Source organism: Nitrosomonas oligotropha, from assembly GCF_900106555.1.
In the GTDB taxonomy this organism is placed as follows: domain Bacteria; phylum Pseudomonadota; class Gammaproteobacteria; order Burkholderiales; family Nitrosomonadaceae; genus Nitrosomonas; species Nitrosomonas oligotropha_A.
The window spans coordinates 22,983-38,564 of the sequence record NZ_FNOE01000028.1; the positions used below are offsets into that span (position 1 = coordinate 22,983).

At 46.0% G+C, this 15,582-nt stretch carries 12 protein-coding genes and 1 pseudogene; 8 read left to right on the forward strand and 5 right to left on the reverse strand.

Going from position 1 to position 15,582, the window contains the following annotated elements:
* Positions 1–86: 86 nt before the first annotated feature.
* From BLU57_RS12700 to BLU57_RS16920, 3 genes and pseudogenes are all read right to left on the reverse strand, one after another.
* Positions 87–680 carry a dihydrofolate reductase family protein gene (locus BLU57_RS12700; RefSeq protein WP_090321534.1) on the reverse strand — a complete coding sequence of 198 codons (594 nt, stop codon included), beginning with the start codon at positions 678–680 and terminating at the stop codon, positions 87–89.
* Between the two features lie 155 nt (positions 681–835).
* Positions 836–1,183, reverse strand: a complete 348-nt coding sequence (locus tag BLU57_RS12705) for a DUF2200 domain-containing protein (RefSeq protein ID WP_090321537.1) — start codon at positions 1,181–1,183, stop codon at positions 836–838.
* A gap of 116 nt (positions 1,184–1,299) precedes the next feature.
* Positions 1,300–1,593: pseudogene (locus BLU57_RS16920) on the reverse strand (VOC family protein); the annotation flags it as partial.
* A 535-nt stretch (positions 1,594–2,128) separates the two neighbouring features.
* Here BLU57_RS16920 and kdpF point away from each other — a divergent pair.
* The 8 genes from kdpF (at position 2,129) to BLU57_RS12755 (ending at position 14,165) form a co-directional block, all read left to right on the forward strand.
* Positions 2,129–2,221, forward strand: a complete 93-nt coding sequence (kdpF, locus tag BLU57_RS16925; protein ID WP_090321543.1) for a K(+)-transporting ATPase subunit F — start codon at positions 2,129–2,131, stop codon at positions 2,219–2,221.
* Complete coding sequence (kdpA, locus tag BLU57_RS12720) at positions 2,218–4,005, forward strand: potassium-transporting ATPase subunit KdpA (RefSeq protein ID WP_090321545.1); 1,788 nt, start codon at positions 2,218–2,220, stop codon at positions 4,003–4,005. Before kdpF ends, kdpA begins: the two co-directional genes overlap by 4 nt.
* Before the next feature lie 18 nt (positions 4,006–4,023).
* Entirely contained in the window at positions 4,024–6,087 is a 2,064-nt protein-coding gene (gene kdpB / locus BLU57_RS12725) for a potassium-transporting ATPase subunit KdpB (RefSeq protein ID WP_090321548.1), read from the forward strand.
* Between the two features lie 19 nt (positions 6,088–6,106).
* Positions 6,107–6,682 (forward strand): potassium-transporting ATPase subunit KdpC, encoded by a 576-nt coding sequence (gene kdpC / locus BLU57_RS12730; protein WP_090321551.1) that lies wholly within the window; start codon positions 6,107–6,109, stop codon positions 6,680–6,682.
* Complete coding sequence (locus BLU57_RS12735) at positions 6,682–9,351, forward strand: sensor histidine kinase (protein ID WP_090321555.1); 2,670 nt, start codon at positions 6,682–6,684, stop codon at positions 9,349–9,351. Before kdpC ends, BLU57_RS12735 begins: the two co-directional genes overlap by 1 nt.
* Positions 9,348–10,031, forward strand: coding sequence for a response regulator (locus BLU57_RS12740; RefSeq protein WP_090321557.1), 684 nt, complete (start codon positions 9,348–9,350; stop codon positions 10,029–10,031). Before BLU57_RS12735 ends, BLU57_RS12740 begins: the two co-directional genes overlap by 4 nt.
* Positions 10,032–10,177: 146 nt before the next feature.
* Positions 10,178–11,839, forward strand: a complete 1,662-nt coding sequence (locus BLU57_RS12745; protein WP_090321560.1) for a magnesium transporter CorA family protein — start codon at positions 10,178–10,180, stop codon at positions 11,837–11,839.
* A gap of 1,228 nt (positions 11,840–13,067) precedes the next feature.
* A complete protein-coding gene (locus BLU57_RS12755; protein ID WP_090321563.1) occupies positions 13,068–14,165 on the forward strand; it encodes a porin in 1,098 nt (365 codons plus the stop codon).
* A gap of 181 nt (positions 14,166–14,346) precedes the next feature.
* Here BLU57_RS12755 and BLU57_RS12760 read toward each other — a convergent pair whose 3' ends face one another.
* Together BLU57_RS12760 and BLU57_RS16930 are read right to left on the reverse strand one after the other, a co-directional pair.
* A complete protein-coding gene (locus BLU57_RS12760) occupies positions 14,347–14,790 on the reverse strand; it encodes a VOC family protein (protein WP_090321566.1) in 444 nt (147 codons plus the stop codon).
* A 561-nt stretch (positions 14,791–15,351) separates the two neighbouring features.
* Positions 15,352–15,576, reverse strand: coding sequence for an integrase core domain-containing protein (locus tag BLU57_RS16930; protein ID WP_176776449.1), 225 nt, complete (start codon positions 15,574–15,576; stop codon positions 15,352–15,354).
* Positions 15,577–15,582 lie beyond the last annotated feature (6 nt).

The following is a 15,582-nucleotide window of genomic DNA, read 5'->3' on the forward strand; positions in this document are numbered from 1 at the left end:
ACTTGCTGATTGGATACCGTGAATATAGCAACGTAATGCAAAGCCATTAACAAAACAGTACACTAGTTATTCTCAATCCATTGTTTTCACTTTAATTTTATTATCTTTAATGAATCTACACTTAGATCACCTTTGTTTACTTTATAACGCAACTCAACCATGCCAGAACCCATCTGATGAACAGACATCAGGCACAGAACTGGGCTTAGCACTCTTCGAGGGAAAAGCGGTTTACCCTTGCCGAGAGTAGCCGAACCAACTTGGATGATAAGTTCGTCCAATAAGCCAGCATCATAGAACTGGCCCACGAGATCTCCGCCGCCAACTATCCAGATGTTTTTGGTACCAGCAGCAACTCGCATTTCAGTGTGGACATGTTGCACATCTCCAGTGACGAATCGGATGTTCGCACCTTCGATTATTGGAAGCTTGCGACTAGAGAATATCCAGGCTGGCTGAACATACGGCCACGTTGAACCAGTCTCAGCGGCAATCTTTTCTGCGTTGCGCACCATCCATTCGTAAGTCGCTGATCCCATTGCCAACGCGCCCACATCTAAAATGAACTTTGGATAGCTTGAGTCATTCAGGTCGCCAAGCGGAAACAACCAATCAAGTGAATCATTCTCAGTAGCAATGAAACCGTCGAGACTTGTTGCCGTGAAGTACTGAGTTTTCATTCTTGTATGCAGTTCCTAAATAGATTTCGTGCGCCTAACGCCTGAGTTAAACCGACGTGCGTAGCGGAAGCCTCAAACACATGACAAGCTTCACCTGCCATTTGTTTGGTGTAGCGAAGCGGGGTTCGGCTTGAATGAATTGTTAGCGTGGATCTTCACCGCAGGATCTTCTCCAGCGCTTTTCCTTTCGCAAGCTCGTCAACTAGCTTATCCAAATATCGTATCTTCTGCATTAGCGGATCTTCGATCTCCTCCACGCGCACACCACAAACTACGCCTTTGATGAGCGAAGTTTTTGGATTAATAGCGGGAGCTTTAGCAAAGAATGTTTCGAAGTCGCTGTGTTGTTCGATCTGCTCTTTCAAGCCTGTCTGATTGTAGCCAGTCAACCAGCAGATGATTTGGTCCACGTCATCTTTCGAGCGATTCTTATTCTCCGCCTTTTGAACATACAGCGGATATATCTTAGAAAAGGCTGTACTAAAAATCCGATGCTTAGACATTCTCATTTCTCCAATGGCTCGAGGATTCGTGTGTAGCCTTCAAGGCACTAACGTCTGAGTCAGGCGGAGAAGTTCAGCTGCCAGGGCACACCAAACCGATCATTGACCCAACCGAATCACTGACTGAAGCCATAGTTGCCCAATGGCATCAGGACTTGGCCACCATCTGAGAGAATGCCAAATACGCGTTCTAACTCCTCTATTGAATCAAACTCCACGAAAGTAGAACTCGAAGGCGTGAACGTGAAGCCATGCATGATCGGACTGTCGGAGCACATGAACTCGCGGCCACAAAGTGTGAACACTGCGACTTTGATAGAACCAGCCGGACCAGCCTCACCTTGAGCATAACGCTCGACTCGTACCATGCGGGAATCAGGAAGCGTAGCGAAGTACAGATCCAGTGCGGTTTGCGCACTGCTGTTTTAGAACATGAGGAATGGTCTGACCGTTGTCATCAGGCACCTCGACTGAAAATAAAATCGCATGATAACCGCGACTCCGGTTGAGCGCAATGTTAGGTCAATGTTGGAATCGCCCCTATGAATTTGTTCATTGATCTGCCTCAGGAGATGATTCCATGCTTGGAAAAAACATTGCAGCTAGATTGACATATTGACGATGACTTCAACTACTTCGTCACCTAAATCTCCGTGCCTGATACCACATGGTATAGGAAATCTAATGGAGTTTTTTTGATGATTTCTGATTACTGATCAAACTGCTAATCAGAAATATTGCCAATACTCAATCAAATAAATTTTTACATTATTTTTACGCTTTATCCCTTCAATTCAACTTCATTTTTACACACGATTGTTCATACTGCACAAGTAGATAACTTTTTGAGAAAGTAAATGGATATTAATGATTGTCTTTGTTTTGTCATTTTGTCTGTAATTGACCATAGAGTTGATCGCCAACTACTATCATGAGGAATAAAAGATGAACTGGATTTATTGGCTAACCGGTATTCTTGCTGTCTTATTGTTCATATATCTGCTCTACGCATTATTCAACGCTGAGGATGTGGCATGAATACCTCACTTTGGATACAAATCGGTTTATTTCTTATTGCCCTCTTTGCCGTTGCCTGGCCTTTAGGCCGCTATCTCGCCAGCATATTTGATGAGCAGCTAACACGCCGCTTCATTTGGCTGGATAAATTTGAGTATGGATTCTGTCGTTTAATTGGCACTAATCCAGCAGAAGATATGCCATGGCAGCGTTATGCAACAGCTATCGTGCTATTCAATGTTATAGGCGTGGTTGTTGTGTATGGCTTACAACGGTTTCAGAGTGAATTGCCTCTGAATCCTCAATCACTCGGCGATGTTTCTTCAGACTCGGCTTTCAATACAGCAATATCATTTGTCACCAATACTAACTGGCAAGGTTATGGCGGCGAATCGACGATGAGTTATCTGACACAGATGCTCGCATTGACAGTACAGAATTTTGCATCAGCAGCAACCGGAATTGCAGTAGTTATCGCATTGATTCGTGGCTTTACGCGAAGGAATGCTGCTGGTATCGGCAATGCCTGGCTCGACTTATCACGTGCAATATTCTATGTGCTATTACCATTAGCTTTTGTGTTTGCATTAGTTCTAGTAAATCAAGGAGTTATTCAGAATTTCAATGCTTATCAAGATGTCAAGCTGATAGAGCCGCTTGAATATGCGGTACCGAAAAACAATCTTGATGGTCAGCCGTTGCAAGATGACCATAGAAACGTGATCACGGAAACAATCAAAACAGATAAACAAACAATTGCGATGGGGCCTGTCGCATCGCAGGAAGCAATTAAATTGATCGGTACCAACGGTGGCGGTTTTTTCAATGCAAACTCAGCGCACCCTTTTGAGAACCCAACACCGCTCACTAATTTCCTGGAGATGATCAGTATCTTCCTGATTCCGGCCGCACTGTGCTTTGCTTTTGGTCAAATGGTCGGGGATCAGCGGCAAGGATGGACGATTCTCGCTGCGATGACCACGCTATTCATTGCGCTGGCAGCCGTTGCGCTGTGGTCTGAATCCCACTCGAATCCACTTATCACCCAACTGGGTGTGGATGGCTCAATGGGCAATCTTGAAGGTAAGGAAATCCGGTTTGGCATCATTTCTTCCGCATTATTTGCGACAGTCACAACAGCAGCTTCTTGTGGAGCTGTCAATGCAATGCATGATAGTTTTCTGCCATTGGGCGGTTTAATTCCGATGGGATTGATGATGCTGGGTGAAGTTGTATTTGGTGGTGTTGGTGCGGGATTATATGGAATGCTCATATTCGCCATACTCGCCGTTTTTTTATCGGGATTGATGATCGGACGCACACCGGAATATTTAGGTAAGAAGATCGGCGTATTCGAGATGAAAATGGTGTCGATAGCGATCCTAGTTGTACCATTGCTGGTGCTCGGCGGTACCGCAATCGCCGTTGTTACTGAGGTAGGCAAGGCAAGCATAGCCAATCCTGGCGCACATGGACTCTCCGAAGTGCTGTATGCATTCACTTCGGCTGGAAACAACAATGGATCTGCGTTTGCAGGACTTTCTGCTAATACATCTTTTTACAACATTCTGCTTGCTATCGCGATGTGGTTTGGGCGATTCGGTGTCATCATTCCCGTACTAGCCATTGCCGGAAAATTAGCAGCAAAACCAAAACTTACTGTAACGAGCGGAACATTACCCACACATGGGCCATTATTCGTCGTATTGCTCATCAGCACAGTAATCCTTATCGGGGCGCTTAACTATATCCCAGCACTAGCACTTGGCCCCATCGCCGAACACTTGCAATTGTTTACTCGCTAACGGGTAGGAGCACTTATTATGAAGAAAACACGCCGCCTTCCATTATTCGACCCGGTATTGATTAAACCGGCGCTCATTAATGCGTTCAAGAAACTTACCCCACAAGCGCAATGGCGTAATCCGGTGATGTTTATAGTCTGGGTTGGTAGTGTCCTCACGACGATATTGGGTATTGATGCCCTCGTTGGCCATGGCGAAGCACCAGCGGGATTTATTTTTACAATAGCTGCATGGCTATGGTTTACCGTTTTATTCGCCAATTTTGCGGAAGCACTCGCTGAGGGTCGAGGCAAAGCTCAGGCAGCAGCCTTGCGCGGTGCGCGGAAGAATATTATTGCAAAGAAATTAGCTGAACCTAAGCACGATGCAAAAATTACGGCTATCGACTCCATATCGCTACGAAAAGGCGATATCGTGCTCATTGAAGCAGGCGATTTCATTCCGGCTGATGGAGAGGTCATTGAGGGCGTTGCTTCTGTTGATGAATCCGCCATCACCGGCGAATCTGCACCTGTTATCCGCGAATCGGGTGGCGATTTCTCAGCAGTTACTGGCGGTACGCGCATCCTATCGGATTGGCTGGTAATTCGCGTGACAGCCAATCCAGGAGAGGCATTCCTGGATCGCATGATTGCAATGGTAGAAAACGCCAAACGTAAGAAAACGCCAAATGAGATAGCGCTAACTATTTTGCTCATTACGCTCACACTGATATTTTTATTCGTATGCGTAACGCTATTACCGTTTTCAATCTATAGTATTAAGTCAGCAGGATCGGGTTCCCCCGTATCCATTACCGTTTTAGTTGCACTCCTGGTTTGTCTTATTCCGACGACAATCGGCGGCTTGCTGTCAGCGATTGGTGTAGCTGGAATGAGCAGAATGATGCAAGTGAACGTGATTGCTACTTCTGGGCGTGCCGTTGAAGCCGCTGGCGATGTGGATGTATTGCTGCTCGACAAGACGGGAACAATCACGCTGGGTAATCGACAAGCATCCGCTTTCTTACCAGCAACCAATGTTCAGATTAAAGAATTAGCTGATGCCGCGCAACTCGCATCGCTGGCCGATGAGACACCAGAGGGCCGATCCATCGTAGTACTTGCAAAACAAGATTTTGGGTTGCGCGGTCGTGAATTGCATAATGCAATATTCGTTCCTTTTACTGCGCAAACACGCATGTCCGGCGTAGACTTTGGTGATCGCAAGATCAGAAAAGGCGCAGCAGATACAATTCGTGCCTATATCGAAAACCTAGGGGGTACTTTCCCTGGCAGTATCGAAGTGCTAGTTGATCAAGTATCACGTCGTGGCAGCACTCCTTTAGTCGTGGCCGATGGCGCTCGCGTACTCGGTGTAATTGAACTCAAGGATATCGTTAAAGGTGGTATTAGAGAGCGCTTTAGCGAATTGCGAAAAATGGGCATCAAAACAGTGATGATCACGGGTGACAATCGCTTAACTGCCGCTGCGATTGCCGCTGAATCTGGTGTTGACGATTTTCTCGCTGAAGCCAAACCCGAAGACAAGCTGAAGTTGATTCGGGAATATCAGGCACAAGGGCGGCTGGTTGCTATGACCGGTGATGGCACCAATGATGCGCCTGCTCTAGCGCAGGCTGATGTCGCTGTTGCCATGAACTCCGGCACCCAGGCAGCAAAAGAAGCAGGGAATATGGTTGATCTAGATTCTAATCCAACTAAACTGATCGAAATCGTTGAAACCGGAAAGCAAATGTTAATGACACGTGGAGCATTGACAACTTTCTCAGTCGCAAACGATGTCGCCAAGTACTTCGCAATCATTCCCGCAGCATTTGCCACCACGTATCCACAATTAAAGATGCTCGATATCATGCATCTAAACACGCCTGCATCGGCGATTCTTGCGGCGGTGATCTTCAATGCAGTCATTATTGTGTTTCTAATCCCATTGGCGCTTAAAGGTGTGAAATATCAGGCATTGGGTGCTGCTTCGCTATTACGAAAAAATTTACTGATTTATGGTCTGGGTGGTTTGCTCGTTCCATTTGTCGGCATCAAACTAATTGATGTCATGTTAGTTTTTTTAGGCCTCGTTTAGCCACAAATCAGGAGTTATGATGAAAAATCTGATTCGCCCAGCCATTACGCTATTTATTTTAATATCACTCGTCACTGGCTTACTCTATCCACTTGCAGTTACCGGTATTGCGCAAATCGCTTTCCCCGAGCAAGCCGCTGGCAGTTTGCTTAAGCGAGGTGATGAAATTATCGGTTCCACTCTTATTGGGCAAAGCTTTTCTGGGTCTACTTACTTTTGGAGTCGGCCTTCTGCAACTTCTCCCATGCCATACAACGCGTCAAATTCAGGTGGTTCAAATCTGGGGCCAACCAATCCGGCATTGATAGAGGCGGTCAATGAGCGTATTAAAAATCTGCGTGCAAATCACCCAGAAAAAGAGGAAAAAATCCCAACCGATCTCGTGACTGCGTCAGCAAGTGGCCTGGATTCCCATATTTCACCCGCTGCAGCGTATTACCAAATCGAACGCGTTGCAGCAGCTCGCAACACCGATACGGCGATAGTCAAATCACTGGTTGATCGATCGATTGAAACGCCACAGTGGGGTCTATTGGGTGATTCGCGTGTCAATGTCCTACGCCTTAACTTAGCCCTGGATGCATTGGAAAAATAATGAATGAAGAGCGCCCTGATCCCGATCGATTGCTAGCGGAAATAAAAAGAGAAGAAATTGCTGCACAGCGAGGTAAATTAAAAATCTTCATCGGTGCTTGTGCCGGAGTGGGTAAAACATACGCTATGCTCAATGCTGCGCAGCAACGGATAGCTGAGGGAATCGATGTTGTTATCGGAGTGGTTGAGACTCATGGGCGAAGTGAAACCATTAAGCTTTTGGAAAAATTCCCGGAAGTATTGCCATTACGCAAAATTAATTACCGGGGAAAATCACTTGCCGAGTTAGATATTGATACTGCATTACAACGGGCGCCGCAGTTAATCATCGTCGATGAACTGGCACACACTAACATCGAGGGCTCAAGGCATGTGAAACGCTGGCAGGATGTTGATGAGCTATTAGTGAATGGAATCAATGTTTATACCACACTGAACGTTCAACACCTTGAGAGTTTGAATGATGTGGTTGGCGGTATTACCGGCATCCGCATCTGGGAAACAATTCCAGATCGCTTTTTTGATAGCGCCGATGAGGTGACATTAGTTGATCTGCCACCGGACGAATTATTGGAACGGCTCAAAGAAGGCAAAGTTTATATACCTGAGCAAGTTGAGCATGCGGCCAAAAATTTCTTTCGTAAAGGCAATCTGATTGCATTGCGCGAACTCGCTTTGAGGCGCACGGCTGATCGTGTTGATTTACAGATGCGCGCCTATCGTGCCGATCATGCAATCGCTAATGTTTGGCAGGCACGTGAACGTATTATTGCCTGTATCGGGCCCGGCTCGATTGGTGACAAACTGGTGCGCAGCGCCGCTCGCTTGGCGAATGAGCTGAAAGCCGACTGGCTAGCAGTATATGTTGAAACACCAGCACTTCAACGTTTATCTAAGACTGATCGGCAACGCATTCTTGATCACCTCAAGCTCGCTGAAGAACTCGGTGCAGAAACAGCTACGCTGGCTGGCAGTGATTTAATTGCCACATTGATTGCTTATTCAAAAAGCCGAAATGCCAATAAACTTGTCGTCGGCCATCCTACAGATCTGCCGTGGTATCAACAATGGCATCCACGTTTTATCGATACACTTGCTCGATTCTCCCCTGATATTGATATCTATGTCGTAGGTAACGATAAACCCTCTCAGATTAGGAGCCGGGTAATTAACATGGGCACAATGAAATGGTGGAACTATGCTTGGGCCACAGCCGCTTGCGGAGTAACGACTATATTGGCTGCAGGATTGTTGCGCATATTTGACTTATCAAATGTTGTCATGTTGCTCTTGTTGACGGTTGTGGGTGTTTCAATCAGATTCGGTCGAGGGGCTGGTGCATGGGCAGCAGCATTGTCAGTCTTATTGTTCGATTTTTTCTTTGTACCCCCGCGATTCTCATTTGTTGTTTCCGATGTGCAGTATTTTTTCACTTTCACCCTGATGCTATTGATCGCTCTCATCATCGGACAGCTTGCGGCAAAACTGCAATTTGAAGCAACCACTGCCAATATACGCGAACGACGTGCGCAAGCATTAGCAGCTCTTTCCAAAGAGTTGTCCGGTGCATTAACCGTTGAGCAAGTAGTCGAGATTGCAAATCGGCATGTAAGCGGAACATTTAATTCATCAGTGGCGGTATTTCTTCCCAGTAGCCAAGAAAAAATCAAAGTAGCTGGTACCTCATCTTCTCAACCGATAGTTGATACTGCTGTTGCGCAATGGGTCTACGATCACCAATTGCCCGCTGGCTTTGGTACACAGACGCTGTCTGCAGCTGTTTCTCACTACTTGCCCTTGCAAGCCCCAATGCGTACTCGCGGAGTACTCGTTTTGGAAGCAAAAAATTTACTTTTCCTAGATGAACCGGAGGAAAAGCGCTTACTTGATACCTTCGCAGCACAAATTGCATTGGCCTTAGAACGAGTTCACTATGTCGAGGTCGCGCAGGATGCCTTAGTTTTAATGGAAGGAGAACGGCTGCGTAATTCACTGCTTTCAGCGATCTCACATGATTTGCGTACTCCACTGACTGCTTTGGTAGGATTGGCCAGTACACTTACCGATAGCAATTTACCAGAAAACTCCCAAAAGGAACTTGCCATTGCTATCCAGAACGAAGCACAGCAAATGTCTGATCTGGTCACCAATCTGCTCGATATGGCACGATTACAAACTGGTGGCGTGAAGCTGAAAAAGGATTGGCAATCGATAGAGGAAATCGTCGGCAGCGCATGCATGCAACTGCATCGCGTGCTTGCCACACATAAACTGGTTATCTCAATTCCTCCCAACTTGCCCCTATGTGAGTGTGATCCGATTTTAATCCAACGAGTCATTGTCAATTTATTGAGCAACGCCGCCAAGTTTACATCCGCTGGCAGCATAATCACAATTTCTGCGGCTGCTGAAAATAATGAAATGGCTATTGTGATCGAAGATAACGGGCCTGGCTTGCCTCGCGGCCAAGAAACCAGGCTATTCGATAAATTCACGCGCGGGGAAACCGAATCGAACAAGCCGGGTGTTGGCCTGGGGCTGGCGCTCTGTAAAGCGATCATAGAAGCTCACGACGGAAAAATTTTCGCAGAAAATTGCATCGATAGTGGAGCCCGTTTCACGATAAAACTACCATTGGGTATTGCTCCAATGCCGGAAGAACTTCTGTGAAAGCGCCTCGCATTTTGATTATCGAAGATGAAAATCAGATTCGTCGGTTCGTACGTATAGCTCTGGAAGCAGAAAATTTTGATGTCATCGAAGCGGATAGCGGTACGCGGGGTTTAATTGAAGCCTCCACTAGGCAACCTGATCTTGTCATTGTTGATCTTGGTTTACCTGATCTCGAAGGAAAAGAAGTCATTCGGCAAATTCGTGGTTGGTCGGAAATGCCTATTGTCGTGTTGTCTGCCCGCGATCGCGAAGAGGAAAAAGTTGCCGCTCTTGACATAGGAGCTGATGATTATTTGACCAAACCTTTCGGCATGCCGGAACTAATCGCACGAATCCGAGCCCATTTACGACGACGTCAATCGAATGAAAATCAGGGTGATCCTATAGTGCACTTTGGCGACGTAATTGTTGACCTTGCAGCTCATGCAGTAACCCGTTCCGGTGTTGATGTCCATCTCACACCGATTGAATACCGATTACTACTTTCTCTCATCAATGTGCGTGGACGTGTAGTGACACATAACCAGCTCATGCTCGCGGTGTGGGGGCCAAATTACTCAGAACGCTCACATTATCTACGTGTCTATATGGGGCACTTGCGACAAAAATTAGAGCATAATCCGGCTCAACCTGAATTTCTGCTTACTGAACTCGGGGTAGGTTATCGGTTAGTATAAGACAATAGTCTCCGAACCATTTTCAGCTTAATTCAATTGCCTATTATTAACTATAGAGCCCCAATCAATAATGGTTTGAAAGTCCCATCGATTCTCCCGCGATGATACTCGAGTTAGATTTGCTCAACTTTTTATAAACTAGATCCATGATGACCAATACCACTTCAGATCATACTGTCCGTAATTTTCGCGAGGTGCTTTTCTGGCCGGTGCAAATGATGCCGCTTGCGGGTGCCAGAAACGCACAACCTCACTGGGAATTGTTGGCACAGGGCGGCAAAGACAACCCATGGCGCAGGCTGGAGGACAGATTTCAAGCGGATGGGCTTGATTTTGATGAACGGCACTACAAGGAATTCGTTACCTTCTTGCCCTATGTTCAGCGCTTTATCTATGGCGAAACCCGCAGTCGTATGTCCGATAATGCGTCCGATCTACCCGGCGGTTCGGCAATCAAAATATTCCGAAGATGTGGGGTTTCCGCCTTGCGACTGATTCTGCGCGAGGGCGAAGAACCCATCACGCTGAATGTAGAGCATATCGAACTCTGGTTTTTCGACGACATCAGCGTAGCTTTTCTCAAGGTGGAATTATCCGCCACCGATCTACCGTTCACCTGGGTATGCGACTTGCTGTACCGTTTTGGCCGCGCCTACCCTACAGGCTGGGATGAAAACGGCCATGGCAAGCATAATGTCCACCGAGCTGAGTGGCTGTCAGCAGATGGTGCAGTTCTCGCCGTGTCAGATTCAGATAACCACAAAAAATTTCTCTCCTACACCCGCGAGCGTCGTTCACCAGGTATTTCAGAACACTGGGATTTTCTCCTGCGCCCCTTGGTGCTGGATCCATCGAAGGAAACCGGCATCCTGCGCTACCGCCAGATCGAATACCACCGAATGCCATTGATGGCCTTCCTGGCAGTGGACAATCCGCGCGGCATAGATCGGGAAAACTGGTTGCGCCTCGGCTTGGTCGCCACCCTTCCTCCCGATGAGGCGTTGCCAACGTATGATCCAGACGTGGCCGAGTTCGAGTCACGCTACTGCTATGACCGCTTTTGGACCGACACCGAGACAGGCCCCAACACACGTTTCCTCTGCACCGGTCGCGCCTTCCTGGTCGTTGGAGATGCGCATGACGATTATTTCCATGATAAGGCACGTGGCATCCTGGCCCAGTTCCGTCACCAGTATGTTTTGTTGTTTTTGATTACACATTTCCATCGTGCTTCGCTATTGGTATTTTCCAACCGCATAGCAGATGCGGTGCATGACCTGGATATTCGCGAACCGCAATCTATAAATCGTTTCCGGCGCAGGATTTACGCCGGTTTCGAAGCTTTCTTGCGCTTCACCCATCGTTACTGGTATCACGAGCTTTCCGAAAGATCCCACGTACAGTCGCTCTACCGCTTGTGCAGCAAACATCTGAGCAATGATTCCCTGTACCAGGAGGTGAAAGAAGATCTGCGGGACATGAGCCAGTATCTCGACAGCAACACGCAGCGCCAGCAATCCACCACAATCGTCCGCCTCACCGTGGTGACCACGTTCAGCATGATCGGGACAGTGGCTACTGGCCTGCTCGGCATGAATCTCATTGCTGAGGCCGACGCACCCATCTCCACTCGCCTGACTTATTTCTTAGTCACCACGCTGATTACGGCACTACTTATGTTGTTGGCCATTCTCAAGTCAAAGCAGCTCTCGAGTGTAATGGACACACTGGCTGATGACCAGAAAAGCTTGCGCACCCGCCTGGCCGGGCTGGGCAAGGCATGGCAGCGCAACCCGCCTAAGCCTTGAATAATCAATGCTCTGCTACCTTTAGGCGTTATCTGCTTATTACTACTTTAAGAAACTCGGAGAAAGTTGATTCGCGGATTCCACGGACCGCTTCGGTGGAATTGCCCGACATACTTGCCGATATTGTACTAAGGTTATTTTCTTAATAATGCTTCCATACTGTTTCCATTTTTTTCTTCTCTGTGTCTCACAAGTAACACCGCAGGTTATGGGTCTTCCGTGAGCCATGGTGTGGCGGATATGATTGACTTGGTGCTCTGTTCCACATATTGGGCAGTAATGTAAATAAGAATCCTTGCTGCCTCTCCTGTTCACGCCCGAAGAGATACTCTCGATCATCGCTGCATGCGCGATGGAAAGAATAGCGGACAATACTCCGTCATATCGAGTGTCATCGGACGTAACTTCCAATCGCATATGATCTTCACGCTGGGCAATGCGAGTCCCACAGTACCAGTCACCGAGTTCAGCGATACATGTTCGATGTGGTACCTGAGCAATTACCAATTTATTTGCACCCGCGATAAAAACCACTTTACGTATTGCCGTCATATCCGATGCACCTATTACGATTGTGATGCGTTTCATGCTATTACTCCTTCTCTAACAATTTCACGAAAACACAAAACAAATGTTAGAAGAGACAGCATAAAAACGTTGTAAATTACTAGCTACTGCCTGTAAAGAATTCGTATATAAATAGTCGGTTCTGAGAAATGTCTCAGACTCACATGAATACTGTGTTTTAGGCAATAATCCAACCTTTTAACCCCCTGAAGATATAATATCGGCATTAAAGCCTGAAGAAAATTAAAGGAACTCCAGATGGCGACTGACGATTTTTTCGTCCCTGGCTCGATAAAATATAATAAAAAAAGAACCTTCTATTTTCGGATTCCATATCTATTTATTGTTGATCTAGGAAAAATCAGATCAATGATTCTTTTTACTCCGCCATTTATATAGCGGCATTGCTTCCTTTCTACATTTACGCTGCTAACATTTAGACCTCAGAAATTTTGAAGTAGCAAAAGCCGCGACCATTCCTTCAATCGAAGTGTCCATCCAACGCACTGGGCGTATATAAAATCCGCGACAAATTTTACGGATTTTTTATAGTTACACGTTATCTATTTACAGCATTTTTATATTTTTCACTCTATATTCAATCACTTGAATAACTAATTAGCCTCCAAAGGAATATTCGATGGAAGCTTAGAAGATAGAGATGAAAAGTATTGTGTTGGTTGCTTGTCTGCTGACAAGCGCAAGTGCTTTCCCGCAAGATAGCAACAAAATTATAATTAATGCCCCCTCTTCTCCATTAACCTTTGGAGCCTATGCTGAAACTTATTATAGCTACGATTTCAATAATCTAATAGATAACACCAAGCCTTCGTTTATCTATAGCTTCAACAAAAATAACGAAGTTTCGGTAAATTTGGCTTCTATAAAGGGGTCATACACCACCGACAGCATCAGGGCCAATCTTGCTTTGGCAGTAGGTACTTACATGAATGCCAATTATGCGGCTGAGCCCGGTATATTAGGAAATCTCTACGAAGGCAATGCTGGAATAAAGTTACCTGGAGGAAATAACCTGTGGCTGGATGTCGGTGTCTTCCCTTCGCATATCGGCTTTGAAAGTGCGGTGGGAAAAGACAATTGGACTTTAACTCGAAGCTTGGTAGCTGAGAACACGCCATATTTTGAATCCGGTGCCAAAATCAGTTACACCTCTGACAATGACAAATGGTTTTTAAGTGCACTAGTTCTGAATGGTTGGCAGCACATCAAACCAGTGGATGGAAATACTATTCCTGCATTCGGGACCCAGATTACTTATAAGCCTTCCCCAAGAGTAACCTTGAATAGCAGTACTTTTCTCGGCAGTGACAAACCTGACAGTGCGAGGCAAATGCGCTATTTTCATAATTTCTACGCTATTTTTAAATTGAATGATAGGCTCTCGACCACTATTGGTTTTGATAGCGGCGTTGAGCAAAGAGCCAAAGATTCTTCAGTCATGAATATTTGGTTTAATCCTACAATGATTCTGAGATATACACCCACAATAAAAACTGCTGTTGCAATCAGGGCGGAATATTATGATGACAAAAATGGTGTGATCATCGCTTCAGATACTTCCAACGGGTTTAAGACATGGGGTTTCTCCGCCAATTTTGATTACAACATCACCAGCAATTTACTGTGGAGAATTGAAGCAAGAACGTTGCAGAGTAAAGGCGATATTTACATTGTAAACGATGGCTTCGCAAGGGACTCCAATACGTTTATCACTACATCATTAGCCGCCAGCTTCTGACGCAACTGTCTAGCGGCTTGGAATAAAACTCCAGTTGAGCATTTGCAAACCAATAATGGATTAGCAATTGCCATAATGCTCCCCACTATAACAAATCTATCCGATGACGAATTAATCATTACGAAAAGCCTTAAACGCAAAGAAACAATCGCTCGGAATTAGGCTAATGGCCTCAATATGTTTATATCCTGGACCGATTCGACTTACCTGATCGTTTCGCGATGGAGTGTTCTTTCTTCAATTGAATCAGATCCCAAAGATTCCCGTAAAGATCCTCGAACACCGCGACCACCCCATAGCCCTCTTCCTTGGGCGGCCTGATGAACGTGATGCCTCTGGCGATCATGCGATAGTAGTCCCTCCAGAAATCGTCGGTATTAAGGAACAGGAAGACTCGTCCGCCCGCTTGATTCCCGATGAACGGCAATTGCCCCGGCTTGGATGCCCTGGCGAGCAATAAAGTGGTTCCCGCGGAGCCAGGCGGCGAGACGACTACCCAGCGCTTGTCCTGTTCCGGCAGGTAAGTATCTTCGACAAGAACGAAATCCAACTTGTTCAAGTAGAAATCGAGGGCCTCATCGTAGTCCCGCACGACGACGGCGATGTGGACAATGGATTGATTCATGCGAAATGCTTCTGGGATCGGCTTCGCGAAATGGGAGCGTGTTCCCAAATAGCCCTTTGTGTATAGGAAAAATAAACGCTCTTTTTCATCGGAGGCAAATGTACTGGAAAGCGGATGGAGTGTCAAACACACTAACAAACGATCAGAAATTCACGAAATTTGTACCTAATCAGCAGTGAAAACATCCATTAACAACAGGCCATCGGGAATGACGCAATCGACCAGATGAGCCGCCGTCGGCGGCATGTATCGACCACACAGCGGGGAGGAAAAAACCCTGTCGCTTGCAGGAAAAGGCGATTCACTCACTTACTATGGGTCTACTAATAGTAATTGCAGAACTATTAATGATCTATAAGTTTTTTCATTTTCTTGACTCGCCAAAGCGGATAAATGGTAACTGGTTTATTAAGATTCCAGTTTAATATCTCATGTGTAAGAAATCTCAGAGTTGTTTACAGAGAGGTTGATTGAAATAAGTGTTGAGTATTTCATAAGGGGTGGCATTATTCAAACTCTTATGAGGCTTAACGGTATTGTAGAAATTAATTGTAAGAAATCTCAGAGTTGTTTACAGAAAGGTTGATTGAAATAAGCGGTGAGTATTTCATAAGGGGTTGCATTATTCAAACTCTTATGAGGCTTAACGGTATTGTAGAAGTTGATGAAACGGAGAAGCTGAATGCGTCGATCGGCACAGTCTTTAAAGTGAATCTTGCTGTGCCACATATCCATCAGGGTGCGGATAACCCGCTCAGCTTTCCCGTTGGTTTGCGGACGATTGATACGGGT